This window comes from uncultured Sphingomonas sp. (assembly GCF_937859915.1).
Lineage (GTDB): Bacteria > Pseudomonadota > Alphaproteobacteria > Sphingomonadales > Sphingomonadaceae > Solisphingomonas.
On sequence record NZ_CALMAW010000064.1, the window covers coordinates 1 to 21,688 of the forward strand.

Consider the following 21,688-nt stretch of genomic DNA (forward strand, 5'->3'; position numbering starts at 1 on the left):
GCGCGATCGCGGGCCGGTGGCTGCGACGGATCCTTGCGGGCGCGCTCGGCTGCGCCGAGGCGGACGTCGGGCTGGTCGTCGGCGCGCGGGGCAAGCCGATGCTGCGCGCGGCGCGGACCCCGCCGCTGCACTTCAACGCCAGCCGCAGCGGACGGTTCGCGCTGGTCGCGGTCGCGGCGATCGAGCTCGGCATCGATATCGAGCGCCGGGTCCACCGCACGCTGCGCGACGAGGTCGGGGGCGACGTGGCCGATCCCACCGAGCGGCTGCAGCGCTGGACGCGGCGCGAGGCGGTGGTCAAGGCGACCGGGCTCGGGCTCGGCATGCGCTTCCGCTCGCCGCTCAGCGCGAACAGCGGATCGGTGCAGCTCGGCGGCAGCTTCTGGCGCTGGCGCGACGTCGGCTTGCCCGCCGACTGCCCTGCGGTCGCGACGATCGCCTATCGCGAGCGGGAGCCGCAAGCATGTGGATGAAGCATCCGCTCGTCCAGCGCGTCGTCGGTCGCAACCGGATGCTGCGGCGCTCGGCGATCGGGCTGCTCTCGGCGATAGAGACCGTCGCGATGCGCGGACACAAGCGGCGCGAGGCGATGACGCTGATCCGCGGCAGCCGGCGCGGGCGCGAGTCGCTGCTCACCGCCAACGAGCATTTCACGCTCTACGGCATCGCCTCGGCGCAGGCGGCGCTGGCCGGCGACATGGCTGAATTTGGCGTGTTCGAGGGCAGTTCGGCGACCGTGCTCGCCACCGCCGCACCGCACCGGACGCTGCATTTGTTCGACACGTTCGAGGGTCTGCCCGAACCCCGCGCCGACGAGCGCCGCGTGCTGCGCCGCGGCCAGTTCGTGACCGACCTCGATCGCGTCCGGCGGCGGCTGGCGGCGCACGACAATCTCGCCTTTCATGTCGGCGCCTTCCCGCGATCGGCGCGCGGGCTCGGCGCGCTCCGCTTCAGCTTCGTCCATCTCGACGTCGATCTCTACGACAGCACGCTGGCGGGGCTCGCCTATTTCTATCCGCGCATGGTGCCGGGCGGGATCATCCTCAGCCACGACTTCTCGATGCTGCCCGGCGTCGAGCGCGCCTTCGCCGACTTTCTGATGGATCGCCCCGAGCGGCCGATCGAGCTGCCGAGCACGCAGGCGATGCTGGTCTGTATGGGCAAGGAAAGGCTGGCGGCATGACCATTCTCCTGATCCTGTTCGCGATCCTCGTCGCACTGCTGCTGCTGTGGTGGCTGGCCAGCGCCTGGTACATGGCGCAGCGCCGCCCCTATGAGTGCGAGCTGATCGCCTATCTCGCCAAAATCTATCATCGCTTCGGCATCACCGCCGATCCCGCGGGGTTCGAGCGCGACTATCTCGAGGTCAGCGATGGCGTCTGCCTCGCGCTCTATATTCTGCAGGGGCGGCCCGACGCGCCGGTCTATGTCTTCATGCCGGGCACCGCGGTCTATGCCCAGCTTTACGCGCAGCTGCTCGTCGACCTGCACGCGCGGGGCTATACGATCGTCGCCTATGATCCGCGCGGGCATGGCCGCAGCGGCGCCAAGCGCGGGCTGTTCACGATCCCGCAGATGATCGCCGACGGCCGCAAGGTCGCCGCCTACGCCCGCCACCGTTTCGGCAAGAAGGTAGTGTTCTCGGGGAGCAGCCAGGGCGGGGTGGTCTCGCTCTACGTTGCGGCGACCGCCGACCCCAATATCGCGACCGTCGTCTGCCACAATATCGCCTGGCTCGACGGCAACACGATCCGTCAGATCTCGATCTTCAGGCCGCCGCTGTTCCTGGTGCCGCTGCTCTGCCGGCTGTTCCTGCTGATGCGCGCCTGGTCGCTGCCGGTGAACTGGTACCTGCCGTTCAACAAGCTGCATCTCCCCAACGGCGGCCCGCCCGGCAGCGCGATGAAGCTGATGGAGAAGGATCCGCTGGCGACGCTCGCCTACAGCCTCGGCGCGATCTCGACGCTGGCCAAGACCAAGCCCGCGCATCCGCTCGACCGGATCACGATGCCGGTGATGCTGATCTCGTCGGAGGGCGACGAGGTGTTTCCCGTCGCCTATGAGCAGCGCATCTTCGCGATGCTGACCTGCGAGAAGCAGTTCCTGCTGCTCGGTGACCTTCCGCATCTGATGATCCTCACGCCGCCCGCCGAGCTCGTCGACGGCATCGACGCCTGGGTGCGCGCGCATGCGCCCTGACCCGTCCCCATCCCGCCGGGTTCGAAAGGAGGCCTCGTCATGACCATTCGCCAGCACCCCGTCGCCATCCTCGTCGCGGTCGCGATCCTGCTCGGCTATATGCTGACCAAGGCGTTGCTCGCCGGGCAATTCTGGTTCCACGGGCTGGCGCATTGGGTCGTGCTGGCGCGGCCGTTTCCCGATTGGGGCACGGGGCCGGCGCTGTACGGGGCGCTGCTGCCGTCGAAATGGCTGGGCACGCGCGCGCTGGGCGCTGCGATCGGGCTGCTCGCGGCGCTGACCGCCGCGTTCAGCGTGCGCGCCTATCATATGCCGGCGCTGTTCGCGTGCGAGGCCGCCGCGATCGAACTGCTCGACACGCTGTGGCTGGCGATCGGCAAGGCCGACGGCTGGTCGACCGCGGCGACGACTCAGACGATGACGACCAATCTGATCTGGGTCGCGCTGCTGCTGTTCGCGGCCTGGCTGCTGTCGGGGCTCCATGCCCGCGCGGTGCCGCATGCGATCCCTCGCGAGCCCGCGGGGCTGTCCACGGTGGCGCGCTTCCTCGACCGCTATTTCATCTATCTCTGCTATGCGGTCGCGATCGCCTATGCGGGGATGAAACTGCTCTTCGCCAAATGGTGGTATTTCGACAGCATCTGGTTCTGGACGCAGGCGTTCCGGCCGTTCCCGGACTGGGGGACGGGGGCGGACTTGTTCGGCGCGCTGCTACCCGCGCGGATGATCGGCACGCGCAACCTTGCCTTCGGCGCCTTCATTCTGTTCGCGCTCTGGTATGCGGTGAAGCGGCACGATCATCGGTTGCTCGCGCTGCTGCTGTTGCAGGGCGCGGTGATCGAGCTGTTTGACGGCTTCTGGCTCGCCAACGGCAAATATAATGCGGCGTGGGTCGGGCTCGACACCGACTTCTTCCTCAACGGCGGCTTCATCTGGGTCGCCGACCTCGTGCTCGCCGGCACCTATGTCCTCGGCCATGATCGGCGCCATGGGCCGGACGAGCTGGTGATCTAGGCGCGTGGCCTGTCATTGCGGGGTGCGCCGCGCCGAAGCAATCGAGGCTGCCGCTCGTGGCTCTGGATTGCGTCGCTAGACTGCCAATGACGGCGGGGCGCGTCCGCAAAGGCTACCGCGGCCCTCGCAGCTCCTGCAGCCGCCACACTGAACGATAGGACAGGGTCAGCGTCGCGAGCGGCGCAATGTCGATCCGGAGCGCCGAGGCGGCGGGTATCGCCAGCGTATGCACCAGCGCCGCCCGCATCACCGACGCATGGCTGACGACCAGCGTGGCGGGGCCGTCCGCCGCCTGCTCGGCCAGCCACGATCCGACCCGGTCAACCAGCGCCGCCATCGTCTCGCCCGCCGGCGGAGCGGCGGTCGGGTCCGCGATCCACGCGGCCAACTGGTCGGGCGCGTCTCGCTGCACATCCACGAGCGAGCGCCCGGTCCAACCGCCGAAATCCTGGTCCGCGAGGCGCGGCTCGATACGCGCCGCAAGCCCCCGCGCCTCGACCGTCTCGCGCGCCGATCGTGACGGACTCATGAGGATATGCGACGCGGAAGGGGCGAGGGGCCGAAACCCGGCGGCCTTGCGGCGCCCGCCCTCGTCGAGCGGTTCGTCGGCTGCCGGGAATCCACCGATCCGGCTCGAAGCCGTCGCGGCGGCGCAGAGGAAGGTCAGTCGCATCGCGGGGGCGCGGCCTCGGGCAAGATTGACGCGGTGGCCGCTTCCCCCCTAAGCAGGTGGCAGCGAGCCTTGGCAGAGAAGCCGGCGAGATTCCGGCACGGTCGCGCCACTGTTATCGCGGGAGCCTGCGCTCCTGTCGAGAGTCAGACCTCTGCCCTGGAACCCTATTCTTATCCGGGACGCGCTATCCCGTACGGAGAGACATCATGGCAACGGCTGCCCCCGCGTTCGACGATCCCTTCATTCCGGTATCCGGAGCGCCCGCGATCCCGGTCGGCGAGTTCGCGCCCTGGGCGGTGCTCGGGCTGCTGCTCGCGCTGATCCTGCTCTATTTCGTCAGCACCGAGCAGGGCGCCGTCGCGCTGTTCAAGGGCACGTCGGTGCACGAATTCGTGCATGACGGCCGCCATCTGCTCGGCTTTCCCTGCCACTAGGCAGGTCCGATGACCAAGGATCTGCTGTGGCGCGGGATGCTGGCGGGCATCCTCGCGGCCTTGCTCGCGACCCTGTTCGCCCGCGTCTATGCCGAGCCGCTGGTCGATCGCGCGATCGCGTTCGAGGCGGCGCATGAGTCGCACGCCGGGATGCATGGTGGCCATGACGACGACGGGGCCGAGGCGCCGGTCAGCCGCGCGGTGCAGAAGAGTCTCGGGCTGGCGACCGCGGCGGTGCTCTATGGCGCCGCGCTTGGCGGGATCTTCTCGCTCGTGTTCGCCTATTGCTACGGCCGCGTCGGCCGGATCGGGCCCAGGACGCTGGCGCTGCTGATCGCGGCGCTGGGTTTCGCGATCATCGCGGTCGTCCCCGCGCTCAAATATCCGCCCAACCCGCCCGCGGTCGGCCATGGCGACACGATCCAGCTGCGCACCGCCGCCTATTTCGCGATGATCGCGGTGTCGATCGTCGCGCTGATCGTCGCGGCGCGCGTGCGGACGATGCTGGTCGGGCGGTGGGGGGCGTTCAACGCGCTGGTCGGCGCGGTCGCGGCGTACATCCTCGTCGTCGCGCTGGCACAGATCGGCCTGCCGCGGATCGACGAGGTGCCGAACGATTTCCCCGCCTCGCTGCTGTGGGATTTCCGCATCGTCTCGCTCGGCATGCAGCTGATCCTGTGGGCGGCGATCGGGCTCGGCTTCGGCTGGATGGCCGAGCGGCGGCTGCGCCGGGGCGTCGCGCCGCGCTGATACAGACGCCCGGCGCGCCGGGCCCTCGATGAAGGACAGACAGATATCATGGCCAAGGTTCCGACCACCGTCATCACGGGCTTTCTCGGCGCGGGCAAGTCGACGCTGATCCGCCACCTGCTGCAGAACGCCAAGGGGCGCCGGCTCGCGCTGATCATCAACGAGTTCGGCGACGTCGGTGTCGACGGCGAGTTGATGAAGGGCTGCAACGACGCCGCCTGCCCCGAGGACGACATCGTCGAGCTCGCCAATGGCTGCATCTGCTGCACCGTCGCCGACGATTTCCTCCCGACGATGCAGAAGCTGCTCGATCGCGCCGACCCGCCCGAGCATATCATCATCGAAACCTCGGGGCTGGCGCTGCCCAAGCCGCTGGTCAAGGCGTTCCAATGGCCCGACATCCGCGCGCGGGCGACGGTCGACGGCGTGATCGCGCTGATCGATGCCGACGCGGTTGCCGCCGGGCGCTTCGCCACCGATGAGGTCGCGCTCGCGGCGGCGCGCGCCGCCGATCCGAACCTCGATCACGACAGTCCGCTCGAGGAATTGTACGAGGATCAGCTCGCCTGCGCCGATCTGGTCATCCTCAACAAGACCGATCTGGTCGATGCCGACGCACTCGCGACGGTCCAGCAGTCGATCGACGGCGAGACGCGCGCCGGCGTGCGGGTGATCCGCGCCAGCCACGGCGCGGTCGATATCGGCGTGCTGCTCGGGCTGGGGGCGGGCGCCGAGGACGATGTCGACGCGCGGGTGTCGCATCACGACAGCGAGGAGGATCACGACCATGACGATTTCGACAGCTTCGTCGTCCAGGCCGGCGAGATCGGCGACACCGCCGCGCTGATCGCCGCGATCGGCGGCGCGATCGAGGCGCACGACATATTGCGCGTCAAAGGCTTCGTCGCGGTGGCCGGCAAGCCGGCGCGGCTGCTGGTGCAGGGCGTCGGCCCGCGCATCCAGCATCATTTCGACCGCGCCTGGAAGCCCGACGAAGCGCGCCGTACCCAGCTGGTCGTGATCGGCCAGAAGGGTCTCGACCGCGCCGCGATCGAGACGGCGATCGGGGCTGCGACCGGGGCCGAGACCGGCTGATGCAGAGCGCTCGCCACAGTCCCGTTCGCACTGAGCGAAGTCGAAGTGCGTGTTGCAGGCGTTGCGCTTGGCGCATGTCCTTCGACTGCGCTCAGGACGAACGGGGTAGGTGGTTCGGGCCGGACGCCGGCTGATGCGGAACGCCGCCCCCACCTCCGTTCGCCCCTGCTCCGTTCGCACTGAGCGAAGTCGAAGTGCATGTTGCAAGCGGTGTGCCTGCGGCCTGTCCCTCGACTGCGCTCGGGACGAACGGGGTGGGTGGCTCGGGCCGGGCGCCGGTTGATGTGGAACGCCGCCCCCAACTCCGTTCTCCCTCACTCCGTTCGCTCCCACGCCGTTCGCACTGAGCGCAGTCGAAGTGCATGTCGCGGGCGGCGCGCTTGCGGACCGTCCCTCGACTGCGCTCGGGACGAACCGAACCGGTGGCACGGGCGGGGCGTCGGCTGATGCATCTTCTTTCCGCCACGTCCGGCACCGTCACCTCGGGCGAGGAGGCGATCGATCTCGGCCAGACGCCGGGCGACATCGTGCTGCTCACCGTGGCCGACAGCGACCTCGCCTGCTTCGCGCGCGCCGCCGAGGCGCTGGGCGAGGGCGCGCCGCGCGTCCGGCTCGCCAACCTGCTCCAGCTCAAACATCCTTACTCCGTCGACCTGTATGTCGAGGGGGTGATCCAGCACGCCAAATTCATCTGCGTCGTGCTGCTCGGCGGCAAGAGCTATTGGCCCTATGGCATTGACGAGATCGCCCGGGTGGCGCGCGAGCGCGGCATCGCCTTCGCCGCGATCGCCGACGGCCGCGAGGGCGACCCCGCGCTCGATCGCGCCTCGACGCTGCCGGCCGAGACCTGCGAGCGGCTGCGCGACTATCTGCGCCAGGGCGGCGTCGCCAACGCCGCGGCGTTCCTGCGCACCGCCGCCAGGCTGATCGGCAGCGATGCGGGGACGCCCGACGATCCGGTGCCCGTCGCCGACGCCGGCTTCTACGTCCCCGGCCACGAGCGGCCCGGGCTCGCCGAGGTGCGCGCGCGCTGGACAGGCGGGCGCCCGGTCGCGCTCGTCGTCTTCTACCGTGCGCTGCTCGTCGCGGGGACGCTCGAGGCGGTCGACGCGCTGGTCGGCGGGCTCGAGGCGGCGGGGCTCGACGTCGCCGCGGTGCATGTCCGCGCGCTGCGCGAACCATTCGCGGTCGACTGGCTGCGCGGCGTGCTGCCCGCGCTGGCGCCCGACGTAATCGTCAACGCGACCGCCTTCGCTTCGTCGGCACCGGGCGAGAACCGCGTGCCCGGCGTACTTGAGACGGCCGACTGCGCGATCCTGCAGACGCTGTTCGCCGGCGTCGAGCAATCCGCCTGGGAGGCGAGCGCGCGGGGGCTGGGGCCGCGCGACCTCGCGATGAACGTCGCGCTGCCCGAGGTCGACGGGCGGCTGTTCACCCGCGCGATCGCGTTCAAGGCGGCGGCGCGGTTCGATACGCGCACCGAATGCAGCATCGTCGTGCCGCGCGTCGTGCCCGACCGCGTCGCGTTCGTCGCCAAGGTCGCTGCGGGCTGGGCACGGCTGCGGCGAACGCCTGTCGTGGAACGGCGGATCGCGCTGGTGCTCGCCAACTATCCCAATCGCGACGGCCGGATCGGCAATGGCGTCGGGCTCGACACGCCCGCGAGCGCGGCGGCGATCCTGGTGGCGCTGGGAGAGGCGGGCTACGCGACCGGCGATGCGCCCGTTGACGGCGCCGCGCTGATGCGCGTGATGACGGGCGGGGTGACGAATCAGGCCGGGTCGCTGGATCGCGTCGCTCCCGACCAATCCCGTCACCCCGGCCATGAGCCGGGGTCTCGCTTCTTGTCCGCGGCGGAAGGCAGCGGGACCCCGGGTCAAGCCTGGGGTGACGAGGGAGTCGGGGGGTGTAGCCTGAGCCTCGCCGACTATCATGCCGCGTTCGACGCGATGCCGCTGGCCGTACGCGAGGCGGTCACACAGCGCTGGGGCGAACCCGCCGACGATCCCTTCGTGCGCGACCGCGCGTTCCGGCTTGCGGTCCATCGGTTCGGTGCGATCGCGGTGGCGGTGCAGCCGGCGCGGGGCTACAATATCGATCCCAAGACCAGCTATCACGACCCGGCGCTGCCGCCGCCGCACGGCTATCTCGCCTTCCACATCTGGCTCAACCAAAAGTTCGGCGCGCATGCGGTCGTGCATGTCGGCAAGCATGGCAATCTCGAATGGCTGCCGGGCAAGGCGCTGGCGCTGACCGAGACCTGCTTTCCCGAGATCTGCGCGGGCGCGGTGCCGCAGCTCTATCCGTTCATCGTCAACGATCCCGGCGAGGGCACGCAGGCCAAGCGCCGGATCGGCGCGGTGATCGTCGATCACCTCACCCCGCCGCTGACCCGCGCGGAGAGCTATGGCCCGCTCAAGCAGCTCGAAGCGCTGGTCGACGAATATTATCTCGCCGCCGGCATGGACCCGCGCCGGATCGTCCGGCTGCGCCGCGACATCCTCGATCTGGCTCGGTCGCAGGGGCTCGACAGCGACGCCGGGATGGTCGGCGAGGATGACGACGCGCTCGCCGCGCTCGACAATTATCTGTGCGAGCTCAAGGAGATGCAGATCCGCGACGGGCTGCACATCTTCACCCGCTCGCCCGAGGGCGGGCTGCGCGACGACCTGCTGATCGCGCTCGCCCGCACGCCGCGCGGCGACGGGCAGGGCGGCCATGCCTCGCTGCTGCGCGCGATGGCGGACGACCTCGCGCTCGGCTTCGATCCGCTCGACTGCACGATGGGCGACCGCTGGGAAGGGCCGCGGCCCGATGCGCTCGCGGCGGTGTCGGACGACCCGTGGCGGACCGCGGGGGATACGGTCGAGCGGCTGGAATTGCTGGCGCTGCGGCTGGTGGGGGGCAAGCCCCTCCCCTTGGGGGGGGGGGTGGGGGTGGGGCCTGTCTCCGAGCGCAGCGCCTGCGGAGACGCCCCACCCCCGACCCCTCCCCTGAAGGGGAGGGGAGAATGGCCCGCCACCGCCGCCGTGCTCGCCGCGATCCGCGACGACCTTGGCCCGCGCGTCGACGCGTGCGGCGATGCCGAGCGCACCGCGCTGCTGACCGGGCTCGACGGCCGCTTCGTCGCCCCCGGCCCCTCCGGCGCGCCGACGCGCGGGCGGCCCGACGTGCTGCCGACCGGGCGCAACTTCTATTCGGTCGACACCCGCGCCGTCCCCACCGCGACCGCCTGGGACTTGGGCTTCCGCTCGGCGCAGCTGCTCGTCGAGGACTTTTTCCAGCGCGAGGGTGAATACCCCCGCGCGATGGCGCTCTCCGCCTGGGGCACCGCCAACATGCGCACCGGCGGCGACGACATCGCGCAGGCGCTCGCGCTGATGGGCGCCCGACCGCGCTGGGACTGGACCTCGGGCCGCGTCACCGGCTTCGAGCTGATGAGCGTGACCGAACTCGGCCGCCCGCGCGTCGACGTCACCTTCCGCGTCTCGGGTTTCTTCCGCGACGCCTTCCCCGAGCAGATCGACCTGATCGACAGCGCCGCGCGCCAGATCATGGCGCTCGACGAGCCCGCGCACGACAATCCCGCCGCCGCGCGCCACCGCGCCGAGACCGCGGGCTTGGTCGACCGCGGCGTCGCAGCCACTGTGGCCGAGCGTCGCGCGGGCGCGCGCGTCTTCGGGTCCAAGCCGGGGGCCTATGGCGCGGGACTGCAGGCGATGATCGACGAGAAGCTCTGGCACGAGCGCGCCGATCTTGCCGGAATCTATCTTGACTGGGGCGGCTATGCCTATGGCGGCGGCATCGAGGGCGACGAAGAGCGCGAGCTGTTCGCGACGCGGCTGTCGGCGGTCGATGCGGTCGTGCAGAACCAGGACAATCGCGAGCACGACCTGCTCGACAGCGACGACTATTATCAGTTCGAGGGCGGGATCGCGGCGGCGATCGAGCACCTCAAGGGTGCCAAGCCGATCTCCTATCACAATGACCACAGCCGCCCCGAGCGGCCGGTGATCAGGACGCTCGAGGACGAGATCGGCCGGGTCGTGCGGGCGCGCGTCACCAATCCCAAGTGGATCGCGGGGGTGATGCGCCATGGCTACAAGGGCGCGTTCGAGATCGCCGCCTCGGTCGACTATCTCTTCGCCTTCGCCGCCACCACGCACGCGGTGCGCGACCATCATTTCGACGCGGTCCACGCCGCCTTCATCGAGGACGAGGCGGTGCGCGCCTTCCTGGCCGAGGCCAATCCGGCGGCGCTGCGCGAGACCGCGGCGCGGCTCGCCGAGGCGCTCGACCGCGGGCTGTGGAAACCCAAATCGAACAGCGCGGGCCTGCTGCTCGCCGAATTGCAGGAGTATGCCTGATGCAGGCCGACGACCGGAATCCCGCCGACGAGCCCCTCACGGGCGACGCGCGCCACAATGAGAAGATGAAGAAGAAGCAGGCCGCGCACGACAAGATCATGGCCAACAAGACGCAGGAAAAGGGCCTGCTGATCGTCCACACCGGCAAGGGCAAGGGCAAGACCACCGCTGCGCTCGGCATGGTGATCCGCGCGATCGGGCACGGCATGAAGATCGGCGTCGTCCAGTTCGTCAAGGGCGGCTGGGAGACCGGCGAGAAAACGGTGTTCGACGCCTTCCCAGACCAGGTCGAGTTCAAGCCGATGGGCGAGGGCTTCACCTGGAACACGCAGGACCGCGCGCGCGACATCGCGGTGGCGCGCGAGGCGTGGGAGGAGGTCAAGCGGATGATCGCCGATCCCGCCTATAAGATGGTGCTCGCCGACGAGCTCAACATCGTGCTGCGCTACGACTATCTGCCGCTCGACGAGGTGCTCGCGGTGCTCACCGCCAAGCCCGAGGACAAGCATGTCATCGTCACCGGCCGCAACGCGCCCGAGGCGCTGATGGAGGCGGCCGATCTCGTCACCGAGATGACGATGATCAAGCACCCGTTCCGCGCGGGCGTGAAGGCGCAGGCGGGGATCGAATTCTGAGCGAGCCGCCCGCCTTTTCCGCCGCCTTCCGCGACGAACTGCGCGCCCTGTTCGCGTGGCGGCGCGACGTGCGGCATTTCCGGACCGATCCGCTGCCCGCGGGCGCACTGAACGCGCTGCTCGCGCTCGCCGATCTCGCGCCGTCGGTCGGCAATGCGCAGCCGTGGCGGTTCGTGCGGATCGTCGACGCGGAACTCCGCGCGCGGCTGGCGGCGCATGTCGACGCCGAGAGCGAGCGGGCGGCGTGTCGCTACGATGCGGAGCGCGCTGCGGCCTATCGCGCGCTCAAGCTCCACGGGCTGCGCGAGGCACCCGAACTTGTCGCGGTGTTCTCGGAGGCGGCCCCGGTCGCGGGCCACGGGCTCGGCATCGCGACGATGCCCGAGATGCTGCGCTATTCGACCGCGATGGCGATCCACACGCTGTGGCTCGCCGCCCGCGCCCAAGGGATCGGGATCGGCTGGGTGTCGATCCTCGATCCGATCGTGGTCCACGCGATGCTGCGCGTGCCCGCGGACTGGTCGCTGATCGCGCTGCTCTGCATCGGCTATCCCGAGGACGAGCATGACACGCCCGAGCTCGAGCGTCGCGGCTGGCAGGCGCGCGACGCCGCGCCGGTCGAGACGCGCTGAGGCGATGTCCGCGCGCGCGCTGATCGTCGCCGCCGCCCGATCGGGAAGCGGCAAGACCGTGATCACGATCGGGTTGCAGCGCGCCCTGCGGCGCCAGGGGCTCGTCGTCGCGGGCGCCAAGCTCGGCCCCGACTATATCGATCCCGGCTTTCACGCCGCGGCGACGGGCATGCCGTCTGTCGCGCTCGACGGCTTCGCGATGTCGCCCGCGACGATGCGGGGGCTGGCGGCGCATATCGCGGCGGACACGCTCGTCGCGGAGGGGACGATGGGGCTGTTCGACGGGGTCGCGGGCGGCCAGGGCGCTACCGCCGACGTTGCGCGGACGCTTAACTGGCCGGTGCTGCTCGTGCTCGACGCGGGCGGATCGGCGCAGACCGTCGCCGCGCTCGCGCACGGGCTCGCCACCTATCCGGGCGGCCCGACCGTGATCGGCGCGATCGTCAACCGCGTCGCCAGCGATCGCCACGGACGGATGATCGCCGCCGGCTTCGCACAGATCGCGATACCCTTGCTGGGCATGATCCCGGCCGACGCGCGGCTGGCGTTGCCCTCGCGCCACCTCGGGCTCGTGCAGGCGGGCGAGACCGGCGCACTCGACGACCGGATCGACGCGATCGCCGACGTCGTCGCCGCGCACGTCGACCTTGCCGCCGTCCGCGCGGCGATGGTACCGGTCACTGAGGCGCCGCTGGCGACTATCTCGCTGCGCCCGCCCGGCCAGCGTATCGCGGTGGCGCGCGACGCGGCGTTCGGCTTCCTCTATCCGCACCTTCTCGACCAGTGGCGGCGGTCCGGCGCCGAGATCGCCTTCTTCTCGCCGCTTGCCGACCAGCCGCCGCCCGCGGACTGCGACGCCTGCTGGCTGCCGGGCGGCTATCCCGAGCTGCACGCGGCGCGGCTCGCGGCCAATCGCGCCTTTCTGGGCGGGCTGCGTGGCTTTGCCGGCGCGGTCCACGGCGAGTGCGGGGGCTATATGGTGCTCGGTGACGCGATCGAGGATGCCGACGGCGTATCCCACGCGATGGCCGGGCTGCTGCCGATCGAGACCAGCTTTGGGCGCCGCAAGCTGCATCTCGGCTATCGCCGCGCGCGCTGGCGGGGCGCGGTGCCCTTCGCGAGCGATGCCGAGACCAGCATCGGCCACGAATTCCACTATGCGACCATCACCCGCGATGACGGCGAGCCGCTCGCCGACATGACCGACGGCGAGGGCCGGGCGATCGGCTCCGCCGGATCGCGCCGCGGCCGGGTGACAGGGACCTTCTTCCACCTGATCGCCTGACCGACGACGCTTTTGGTGCGGCTCGGCGCTTCACAGAATCGTCATCCGCGCGCATAGTCGGGCGATGGATCCGACGCCCTTCGTACCGCTCCGCGTGTTCACCGCCTATACGATGCTCGAAGGCGCGATCGAGCCCAAGATCCTCGCCAAACATGCCCGCAAGCTGGGCTTTCCGGCGACCGCGATCTGCGACCGCAACGGCCTGTACGGCGCGATGGCCTATTCGGCGGCGGCCAAGGCGGAGGGGGTGCAGCCGATCATCGGGACGCTGCTCGCGGTCGCACGGCCGGGCGATTGCGGCGGTGCCGAGCCGGGCAAATCGCCGGTGATCGACTGGCTGCCGCTCTATGCGCAGGACGCGACCGGCTACGACAATCTCTGCGCGCTGGTCTCGTCGGCGCACCTCGGCCGACCGCTGGAGGACGACGCGCATGTCACGCTTGATGCGCTCGACGGCCGCACCGATGGGCTGATCGCGCTGACCGGCGCTGGCGACGGCGCGCTGGCGCGGCTGTTCGGGGCCGAACAGGCTGAGCATGGCGAACGCTATGCCGATCGCCTGGCGGCGCTGTTCGGCGACCGCCTCTATGTCGAGCTGGCACGGCGCGGCGATGCGATCGAGGAGGCGGCCGAGGCGGCGCTGATCGACCTCGCCTATGCGCGCGACTGGCCGCTGGTCGCGACCAACCCGGCCTGTTTCGCCGAAGCGCATTTCCACGCGGCGCACGACGCGATGCTGTGCATCGCCGACTCCGCCTATGTCGATTCGGGCGATCGTCGCTGCTCGTCGCCCGAGGCCTGGCTCAAGCCGGCGCAAGAGATGGCGCGGCTGTTCGCGGACCTACCCGAGGCGATCTTGAACACCCGCGTGGTGGCGCAGCGTACCGCCTTCGCCGCGCCCAAGCGCAAGCCGATCCTGCCCAGCCTCGCCGGCGATCGCGAGGGCGAGGCGGCGGCGCTGCGGGCGGATGCGCGCGCGGGGCTGATCGCGCGGTTGCGGTGGCAGGAACAGCTCGAAGCCATCGCTAAAAAGCCGTTCGTCCCGAGCGCAGTCGAGGGACAGGAGGCAGGCGCGGCGCTTGGGGCTGGTCCCTCGACTGCGCTCGGGACGAACGGAGGAGGGAATGCTGACCCCCTCTCCGAGACCGAGCTCGAAGCCAAATATGCCGCCTATTTCGAGCGGCTCGCCTTCGAGGTCGACGTCATCGTCGGCATGGGGTTTCCGGGCTATTTCCTGATCGTTGCCGACTTCATCAAATGGGCCAAGGATCATGACATTCCGGTCGGCCCGGGCCGCGGCTCGGGCGCCGGCTCGGTGGTCGCCTGGTCGCTGACCATCACCGATCTCGATCCGCTGCGGCTGGGGCTGCTGTTCGAGCGCTTCCTCAACCCCGAACGCGTGTCGATGCCCGACTTCGACATCGATTTCTGCGAAACCCGCCGCGGCGAGGTGATCCGCTACGTCCAAGAGAAATATGGCCGCGGCCAGGTCGCGCAGATCATCACCTTCGGGAAGCTCAAGGCACGCGCGGTGCTCAAGGACACCGGCCGCGTGCTGCAGATGAGCTATGGCCAGGTCGATCGCCTCGCCAAGCTGATCCCCAACCACCCGACTGACCCCTGGACGCTCGACCGCGCGATCAACGGCGTCTCCGAACTCGCGCACGAATATCGCCAGCCCGAGGTCAAGCGGCTGCTCGACCTGGCGATGCAGCTCGAGGGTTTCCCGCGCCACTCGTCGACCCATGCCGCGGGCGTGGTGATCGGCGACCGTCCGCTCGACCAGCTCGTCCCGCTCTATCGCGATCCGCGCTCGGACATGCCCGTCACCCAGTTCGACATGAAATATGTCGAGGAGGCGGGGCTGGTGAAGTTCGACTTCCTCGGGCTCAAGACGCTGTCGGTGCTGCACAAGGCGGTGCAGATGCTGGCGCTGCGCGGCATCGCGGTCGATCTCGCCGCGCTGACCTGGGACGATCCGGCGGTGTTCGAGCTGCTGATGAGCGGCAATACGGTGGGCGTGTTTCAGCTCGAATCCGAGGGCATGCGGCGCACGCTGTCGGCGGTGCGCCCGACGACGTTCGAGGACATCATCGCGCTGGTCTCGCTCTACCGGCCGGGCCCGATGGACAATATCCCGATGTTCGGCGCGCGCAAGAACGGGCGCGAGGACGTGCAATACCCGCACGCGCTGCTCGAGCCGGTGCTTCGCGAGACCTACGGCATCTTCGTCTACCAGGAGCAGGTGATGCAGGCCGCGCAGATCCTGGCGGGCTATTCGCTGGGCGGCGCCGATCTGCTGCGCCGCGCGATGGGCAAGAAGATCCAGGCCGAGATGGACCAGCAGCGCCAGATCTTCGTCGAGGGCTGCGCGACGCACAACCGGATCCCCGCGCAGAAGGCCAATGAGCTGTTCGACTTGATCGACAAGTTCGCGGGCTATGGTTTCAACAAGAGCCACGCCGCCGCCTATGCGCTGGTCGCCTATCAGACCGCGTGGATGAAGGCGCATCACAAGCCCGAATTCTTCGCCGCCTCGATGTGCTTCGACATGACGCAGACCGACAAGCTGGCGATCTTCGCCGACGACATGCGCCGGCTCGGCGTCGCCTGCCTGCCGCCCTCGATCAACCACAGCGCTGGCGAATTCACCGTCGAGACCAGGCCCGACGGCGGCCTGGCGGTGCGCTATGCCTTGGGTGCGCTCAAGGGCGTCGGCGAGCGCGCGATGGATGAGATGTGCGTCGAGCGCAGCGCCGGCGGACCGTTCAAGACGCTCGAGGATTTCGCCGACCGCATCGATCCGCGGCTGCTTAACCGCCGCCAGCTCGAAAGCCTCGCCGCGGGCGGTGCGTTCGAGGCGCTCGGCCACGACCGCGCGACGATCTTCGCCGCCGCCGAGACGATCCTCGCGCACGCCAATGCGGCGGCGGCGGCGCGGATCAGCGGACAGGGCGGGCTGTTCGGCGGCGACATGGCCGCCGACGTGCCGCCGATCCGGCTGCCCACCGGCCAGCATTGGTCGATGGCGGAGACGATGGCCGCCGAGAAGGAGGCGTTCGGCTTCTATTTCTCGGCGCATCCGACCGACAGCTATCGCCATCTCGCGCAGGCGCATGGCTGCCGCAGCTTCACCGAATGGTGTGCGATGCCCGCGCCGCCGCAACCCGAGCCCGACGAGCGCGGCCGCCGCCAGCCGGCGCCGACGGTCTCGATGGCCGCGCTGATCGAGGACGCGCGCTGGCGCACCTCGGCCAAGGGCCGCCGCTATCTGATGATCGCCTGTTCGGACGCCTCGGGGCAGTTCCAGGCGAGCTGCTTCGACGACGAGGTTTCCGTCCGCATCGAGGAGGCGGCCAAGGCGGGCGGCTGCGGCCTGCTGTCGGTCGAGCTCGACCGCAAGCCTGGCGACGAGACGCCGCGTGTCACCATCCGCAACATCCGCCCGTTCGAGGGCATGACGATCGCGACGCGGCTGCGGCTCGACGTCACGCTCGACGATCCGGCGGGGGCAGCGGCGCTGGCGCGCGCGCTCGACGGGTTGCGCGGCGGGCGCGGCGAGCTCCATCTGTTCGCGAACCTGCCCAATGGCGATACCGCGCATCTGATCGCCGGGCGCGACTATCTGTTCGATGCCGAGATGGTCCAGCGGATCGAGAAGCTTCCCGGCGTCGCTGCGGCGCGGCTGGCGCCGGTCGAAGGGCCGCGGCTGGCCTTGGTGGGGTAGGGTTATGGCACGGATGACGAGCTTCGCCGAATTCTGGCCGCACTATCTGCGCGAGCACGCCCGCCCGGCGACGCGCGCGCTCCATTATGCCGGGACCAGTCTCGTCCTCCTGTGCGCGATCGCCGGCATCGCCTCCGGCCATGGCTGGTGGTTCGCCGCGATGCCGGTGGCGGGCTATGCCTTCGCGTGGCTCGCGCACCTCACCGTCGAGCACAACCGCCCCGCGACCTTCACCCACCCGCTATGGTCGCTCGCGGCGGACTTTCGCATGTATGGCTGCTGGATCAGCGGACGATTGGCGCCGGAGCTCGAGCGGGCCGGCGTCGCGCCGCGCGAGCGTCGCTAGGGCCGCCTGCTATCGGATGGATGCACCGTCGCGGCGATCGACGGACATGGAGATGTGGATCGTTCGGTTGGCGAACCGGAGCGCACATGTCTGTGCCGATGGCCGCGCTCCGCTAAAATAGCGACATTTGCTGCCCCGGCAGCACCGGCGGTCGGAACAGGTCGGTGCGCAGCGCCATCCGCTCGCGGCCGAGCCCCGCCTTGCGCACCGCGATAGTGAAGCGCGTACGGAGCAGCTCCGCCCAGGGCCCCTGGCCCTTCATCCGCGTGAAGAAATTGCCGTCATTGTCGCGGCCGCCGCGGATCGACTGGATCGTCGCCATCACCTTGGCGGCGCGATCGGGATGATGCGCCTCGAGCCAGGCGCGGAACAGCGGTGCGACCTCGTGGGGCAGGCGCACCGGCAGGAAGAACACGCCCCGCGCGCCCGCCTGCGCCGCGCGCTCGACGAGATGCTCGATTTCGTGATCGGTGATCTGCGGGATCACCGGCGCGATCGAGACATGGACGGGCACGCCCGCGTCGGCCAGCGTCCGCACCGCGGCCAGCCGCCGCTCGGGATGCGGCGCGCGCGGCTCGAGCGTGCGCGCGGTCTTGGGGTCGAGCGAGGTGATCGACATCGCCACCGCCGCGAGACCGTCCGCCGCCATGCCGCGGAGCAGCTCGAGGTCGGCGAGCACGCGGTCCGACTTGGTGGTGATCGTGATCGGATGCCGGGTCTCGGCGAGCACCGCGAGGCAGGCGCGCGTGATCCGGTAGCGCGCCTCGATCGGCTGATAGGGATCGGTGTTGGTGCCGAAGGCGATCGGCCGGCAGCGATAGCCAGGCGCGGCGAGTTCGCGGCGCAGCAGGTCGGCCGCGTCCGGCTTGGCGAACAGCCGCGTCTCGAAGTCGAGCCCCGGCGAGAGATCGTGGAAGGCGTGCGTCGGCCGTGCGAAGCAATAGATGCAGCCATGCTCGCAGCCCCGGTACGGGTTGATCGAGCGGTCGAAGCCGATGTCGGGCGAGCTGTTGCGGGCGATGATCGTCTTCGGCTTTTCGATCGTCACGATCGTCCGCAGGGGCGGCGCCTCGCCGTCGATGTCGTGGCGCTGGTCGAGCCAGTCGCCATCGGCCTCGCGCGCTGCCAGCCCGAAGCGCTGGGGCCGGTCGTTGACCGTCGCGCCGCGTCCGGATCGTTGCTCGGGATACCGACTCGCCATTGACAGACCATAGCGCGCCCGTCAGAACAAAGAAAGAACAATGGGAGGCGAACGATGGCTCGGATCAGCTTTGTCGAACTGCCGGTCGCGGACACCGCCGCGGCCAGAGCCTTTTACGAAACGACCTTCGGCTGGGCGTTGACCGCCTTCGGCCCGAGCTATGCCTCGACGATGACCGGCGACGTCGACCTCGGTCTGCAGGGCGATGTACGCGAAGCGACCCAAGCGCCACTGGTGGTGATCGACGTCCGCGATCTCGACGCCTGGCCGGCGAGGGTCGAGGCCGCGGGCGGTACGGTGGTGCGGCCGATCTTCGCCTTTCCCGGCGGCCGGCGTTTTCATTTTACCGACCCGTCCGGCCATGAACTGGCGGTAATGGAGGCCGACCGCTGAGCGCCCCGCGGCGGCGAGCCGCAACCATTGCGGGTATCGCCGGTTGTATCGGCAACGACATAATCGTCGCCCGGAGGATGCCATGACCAAGAAACCGCTGCTCGCAATCGCGGCTGCCCTGCCGCTCGCCGGATGCGTCGGCTATGGCGGTGGCGGCTATGGCGGTGGATATGGCTATGGCTATACCGGCCCGGCCGGCGGACCGATCGGCTATGACGGCTATTATGACGATTATTATGGCCCGATCACCGACGGCTATTGGGGCGACGGCGGCGTGTTCTATTACCGCAATTCCGATCATGGTCGGTTCCGCGCCGATCGCAGCGGTCACTTCCGGCATGATATGAACGGTGGCCCGGGCGGCCCCGGTGGGCTCGGCGGGCCCGGCCAGGGGCAGCACGGCGGGCCGGGCGGTCATGGTCGGCCGGGCGGCCAATATCACCCGATGCACGGCACCTTCACCCCGCCGCCGCCGCGGGCTGGCGGTCGCCATCGCTGAACGGTGCCGCGGTAGCAGGCGGACTTCGTCGTCCGATCTGGCATGATCGTCGAAAACCGACGTCGAGCCGCCTAACGCTCCATCAGCCGCGGCATCAGCTCGACGAAATTGCAGGGGCGGTGGCGGATGTCGAGCTGGGTCGCGAGAATGTCGTCCCAGCCATCCTTCACCGCGCCGGTCGAGCCGGGTAGCGCGAAGATATAGGTGCCGGCGGCAACCCCGGCGCAGGCGCGCGACTGGATCGTCGAGGTGCCGATCTTGGCGTAGCTCAGCCAGCGGAAGAGCTCGCCGAAGCCGGGGATCTCCTTGTCCCAGACGCGCGCGAACGCCTCAGGGGTGACGTCGCGACCGGTGACGCCGGTGCCCCCGGTCGCGATCACGCAATCGACCTGCGGGTCGGCGATCCAGCCCTGCAGCCGCGCGACGATCAGCGCGGCATCGTCTTTCTCGATCGCGCGGTCCGCCAGGATATGGCCCGCGCCGGTCAGCCGCGCGACCAGCGTGTCGCCCGAGCGGTCGTCGGCGGCGCCGCGCGTGTCCGAGACGGTGAGGACGGCGATGCGGACGGGGCGGAAGGCGATCGTCTCGTCGATCGCCATCAGTTGACCAGCGTCGCCGCGGTAAGCCGGGTCGTCGCGGACGCAAGCCCGGCGCGCGCGGCGCCGGCGCGACCCGGGAAGCGCGGCCACGCGCCCTGCGCCAGCGCCTTCAGGCTGACCGTCTTCTCGCCCGATTGGCGCTCGTACATCCAATAGTTGCGCAGCACGGTGGTCACATAGCCGCGGGTTTCGGCATAAGGGATGCTCTCGATATAGAGCAGCGGATCGGCGTCGGCATGCGCGGCCAAGTTCCAGCGCGCGACCGCATTGGGGCCGGCATTATAGGCGGCGATCACCTTGGGCAGCAGACCGCCGGTCGCATCGGTTTGGTCGGCGAGCTGCGCGAGATAGGCCTGGCCATAGGCCATGTTGACCTGCGGGCTGTTGAGCGTGGCGCGATCCGCCGGCGATCCGCCGCGACGGCGCTCGACGAGATCGGCGGTGCCCGGCATCACGCCCATCAGCCCGCGCGCGCCGGCGCCGCTCAGCGCATCGGTGCGGAAGCGCGATTCCTGCAGCGTGTGCGCGAACACCAGCGCCTTGTCGACCTGCCAGCCGCCCTGCGGCACCCAGTTGGGCGCGGGATAGCGCGCCGAGGCCTCGACGACCTCGCCGGTCGGGCAATTGTGCGCGAGCCAGATCTGCGTCGCGGGCAGATCGAGCCGCGCGGCAAGATGGAGCAGCTTCTTGTGGTCGGCGACGTCGCCGATCTTGGCCTGCCAGCGCAGCATCACGTCGGCGAGGCCATATTCGCCGATCTCGGCGAGAGCCGCGGCACGGCGGACGTCGGGATGTGTCGCCAGCGACGACCATTCCTCGCCGGTCAGCCGCGGCGCCACCGCCGAGCTCGGCACGACGATGCCGAGCAGCCGCGCTGCGATCAGCCCGTAGAAGGTCTCGGGATTGCGCGCGGCGGCGCGGAGCCGCTGCTGGACCTTGTCGAACCGCCCGCAGGCCATTTCGGCGCGCGCCGTCCAGAACAGGCCGGCGGCGCGCATTTCGGCGTCGCTGGCATTGCTGCCGACGCGGGTGAAGGCCTCCTCGGCCGGGCCGCATTGCTGCTGACGCCACGCGGATAGGCCCTGCACCCACGCCGCCTGCACCGACCAGTCGCCCGCGCCGTGCGCGGCCTGTGCGGCGAGACGGGTGGCGTCGGCATCGTCGCCGCCGAGATAATAGCTCCACGCGACGCGCTGCTGCCATTCGGTCGCGGCTTCGGGGGAGAGCTGGGGTAGCGCGCCGGTGAGCAGGAGTTCGGCATCCGCGGGCTTGTCGGCCTTGAGCAGCGGCTTGGCCTGCGCGGCGAGCGCGGCGGCGGCGAGATCGCCGCTGGCGGCGCGCGCGGCGAGCCGGCGCGGCTGGCCATCGACCCAATCGAGATCGCGCGGTGCGGGCAGCGCGGGCAGGTCGACCAGCCCGCGCTTTTTGGCGAGCGCGGCGAGTTGCGGCGCCTGCGGCAAATCGGGGGCGGCGGCGAGCAGCGCGAGCAGGTCGTCGCCGCCAACGCGGGGGCTGTTCTTGGCGAGATAGAGTTCGGCGCGCGCGACCGGGGTCAGCACGCCGTCGCCGGCGGCCAGGATACCCGCCTGCGCGTCCGACCAGCGACCGCTGCGGATCGCGCCGAAGATCGCGGCGTAGGCGGCGCGCTGGTCGGCGGTGAGCGCGGCGTTGCTGCTGGCCGTCGTCGCCGGCGTCGCGGCGCTTTCGCTGCGCAGCGCGGCGGGGGCGGGGATCGCGTCGGACGCGGCCTGCGACGGCGCGGCCAGCAGCACCGCGGCAAGCGCGGAGGCGATGGCGAGGGGGCGGGGGTTCACCGGGCAAGCACTCCGAGCAGCAGGC

Annotated in this window: 18 protein-coding genes, 1 pseudogene and 1 riboswitch; of the genes and pseudogenes, 15 read left to right on the top strand and 4 right to left on the bottom strand. The window is 70.1% G+C overall.

Annotation, left to right across the window (positions count from 1 at the left end):
* The 4 genes and pseudogenes from Q0326_RS09005 to Q0326_RS09020 all read left to right on the top strand — a co-directional run.
* Window positions 1-473 (top strand): annotated as a pseudogene (locus tag Q0326_RS09005) (hypothetical protein); the annotation flags it as partial.
* Complete coding sequence (locus tag Q0326_RS09010; RefSeq protein WP_298689339.1) at window positions 470-1,183, top strand: TylF/MycF/NovP-related O-methyltransferase; 714 nt, start codon at window positions 470-472, stop codon at window positions 1,181-1,183. The pseudogene Q0326_RS09005 and the gene Q0326_RS09010, both read left to right, overlap by 4 nt.
* On the top strand, window positions 1,180-2,199 hold the full coding sequence (locus Q0326_RS09015) for an alpha/beta fold hydrolase (RefSeq protein ID WP_298689341.1): 1,020 nt from the start codon (window positions 1,180-1,182) through the stop codon (window positions 2,197-2,199). The genes Q0326_RS09010 and Q0326_RS09015 overlap by 4 nt, the downstream gene beginning before the upstream one ends.
* Window positions 2,200-2,238: 39 nt before the next feature.
* A complete protein-coding gene (locus Q0326_RS09020; RefSeq protein WP_298689343.1) occupies window positions 2,239-3,213 on the top strand; it encodes a hypothetical protein in 975 nt (324 codons plus the stop codon).
* Window positions 3,214-3,325: 112 nt separating this feature from the next.
* On the opposite strand, the gene Q0326_RS09025 is transcribed toward Q0326_RS09020, so the two are convergent.
* Window positions 3,326-3,886 carry a histidine phosphatase family protein gene (locus Q0326_RS09025; protein ID WP_298689345.1) on the bottom strand — a complete coding sequence of 187 codons (561 nt, stop codon included), beginning with the start codon at window positions 3,884-3,886 and terminating at the stop codon, window positions 3,326-3,328.
* Window positions 3,887-3,900: 14 nt separating this feature from the next.
* Window positions 3,901-4,060: riboswitch (cobalamin riboswitch) on the top strand.
* 32 nt (window positions 4,061-4,092) lie between these two features.
* Here Q0326_RS09025 and Q0326_RS09030 point away from each other — a divergent pair.
* The 9 genes from Q0326_RS09030 to Q0326_RS09070 all read left to right on the top strand — a co-directional run bounded on the left by Q0326_RS09030 (window position 4,093) and on the right by Q0326_RS09070 (window position 17,157).
* Complete coding sequence (locus Q0326_RS09030; RefSeq protein ID WP_298689347.1) at window positions 4,093-4,320, top strand: CbtB-domain containing protein; 228 nt, start codon at window positions 4,093-4,095, stop codon at window positions 4,318-4,320.
* A 9-nt stretch (window positions 4,321-4,329) separates the two neighbouring features.
* A complete protein-coding gene (locus Q0326_RS09035; RefSeq protein WP_298689349.1) occupies window positions 4,330-5,070 on the top strand; it encodes a CbtA family protein in 741 nt (246 codons plus the stop codon).
* Window positions 5,071-5,118: 48 nt separating this feature from the next.
* Complete coding sequence (gene cobW / locus Q0326_RS09040; protein ID WP_298689351.1) at window positions 5,119-6,165, top strand: cobalamin biosynthesis protein CobW; 1,047 nt, start codon at window positions 5,119-5,121, stop codon at window positions 6,163-6,165.
* A 446-nt stretch (window positions 6,166-6,611) separates the two neighbouring features.
* Window positions 6,612-10,532 (top strand): cobaltochelatase subunit CobN, encoded by a 3,921-nt coding sequence (gene cobN, locus Q0326_RS09045; RefSeq protein WP_298689353.1) that lies wholly within the window; start codon window positions 6,612-6,614, stop codon window positions 10,530-10,532.
* Window positions 10,532-11,167 carry a cob(I)yrinic acid a,c-diamide adenosyltransferase gene (gene cobO, locus Q0326_RS09050; RefSeq protein WP_298689355.1) on the top strand — a complete coding sequence of 212 codons (636 nt, stop codon included), beginning with the start codon at window positions 10,532-10,534 and terminating at the stop codon, window positions 11,165-11,167. Before cobN ends, cobO begins: the two co-directional genes overlap by 1 nt.
* Window positions 11,164-11,799 (top strand): 5,6-dimethylbenzimidazole synthase, encoded by a 636-nt coding sequence (gene bluB, locus Q0326_RS09055; protein WP_298689372.1) that lies wholly within the window; start codon window positions 11,164-11,166, stop codon window positions 11,797-11,799. Before cobO ends, bluB begins: the two co-directional genes overlap by 4 nt.
* A 4-nt stretch (window positions 11,800-11,803) precedes the next feature.
* Complete coding sequence (locus tag Q0326_RS09060) at window positions 11,804-13,084, top strand: cobyrinate a,c-diamide synthase (protein WP_298689357.1); 1,281 nt, start codon at window positions 11,804-11,806, stop codon at window positions 13,082-13,084.
* Window positions 13,085-13,148: 64 nt separating this feature from the next.
* A complete protein-coding gene (gene dnaE, locus Q0326_RS09065) occupies window positions 13,149-16,811 on the top strand; it encodes a DNA polymerase III subunit alpha (protein ID WP_298689359.1) in 3,663 nt (1,220 codons plus the stop codon).
* Window positions 16,812-16,815: 4 nt separating this feature from the next.
* Window positions 16,816-17,157 carry a DUF962 domain-containing protein gene (locus tag Q0326_RS09070; protein ID WP_298689361.1) on the top strand — a complete coding sequence of 114 codons (342 nt, stop codon included), beginning with the start codon at window positions 16,816-16,818 and terminating at the stop codon, window positions 17,155-17,157.
* 112 nt (window positions 17,158-17,269) lie between these two features.
* On the opposite strand, the gene Q0326_RS09075 is transcribed toward Q0326_RS09070, so the two are convergent.
* Window positions 17,270-18,358 (bottom strand): PA0069 family radical SAM protein, encoded by a 1,089-nt coding sequence (locus Q0326_RS09075; RefSeq protein ID WP_298689364.1) that lies wholly within the window; start codon window positions 18,356-18,358, stop codon window positions 17,270-17,272.
* Window positions 18,359-18,412: 54 nt separating this feature from the next.
* Here Q0326_RS09075 and Q0326_RS09080 point away from each other — a divergent pair, with 54 nt between their 5' ends.
* Both Q0326_RS09080 and Q0326_RS09085 read left to right on the top strand, forming a co-directional pair.
* A complete protein-coding gene (locus tag Q0326_RS09080) occupies window positions 18,413-18,751 on the top strand; it encodes a VOC family protein (RefSeq protein ID WP_298689366.1) in 339 nt (112 codons plus the stop codon).
* A gap of 82 nt (window positions 18,752-18,833) precedes the next feature.
* The gene (locus tag Q0326_RS09085) at window positions 18,834-19,250 is read left to right on the top strand and encodes a hypothetical protein (RefSeq protein ID WP_298689368.1); all 417 of its coding nucleotides are present in this window, start codon (window positions 18,834-18,836) and stop codon (window positions 19,248-19,250) included.
* A 71-nt stretch (window positions 19,251-19,321) separates the two neighbouring features.
* Here the strand turns inward: Q0326_RS09085 and moaB are convergent, their stop codons facing one another.
* Both moaB and Q0326_RS09095 read right to left on the bottom strand, forming a co-directional pair.
* A complete protein-coding gene (gene moaB / locus Q0326_RS09090) occupies window positions 19,322-19,849 on the bottom strand; it encodes a molybdenum cofactor biosynthesis protein B (RefSeq protein WP_298689370.1) in 528 nt (175 codons plus the stop codon).
* Window positions 19,849-21,688, bottom strand: a 1,840-nt coding sequence (locus Q0326_RS09095; protein WP_363303908.1) for a lytic transglycosylase domain-containing protein, incomplete at its 5' end; no start/stop codon positions are given. The genes moaB and Q0326_RS09095, both read right to left, overlap by 1 nt.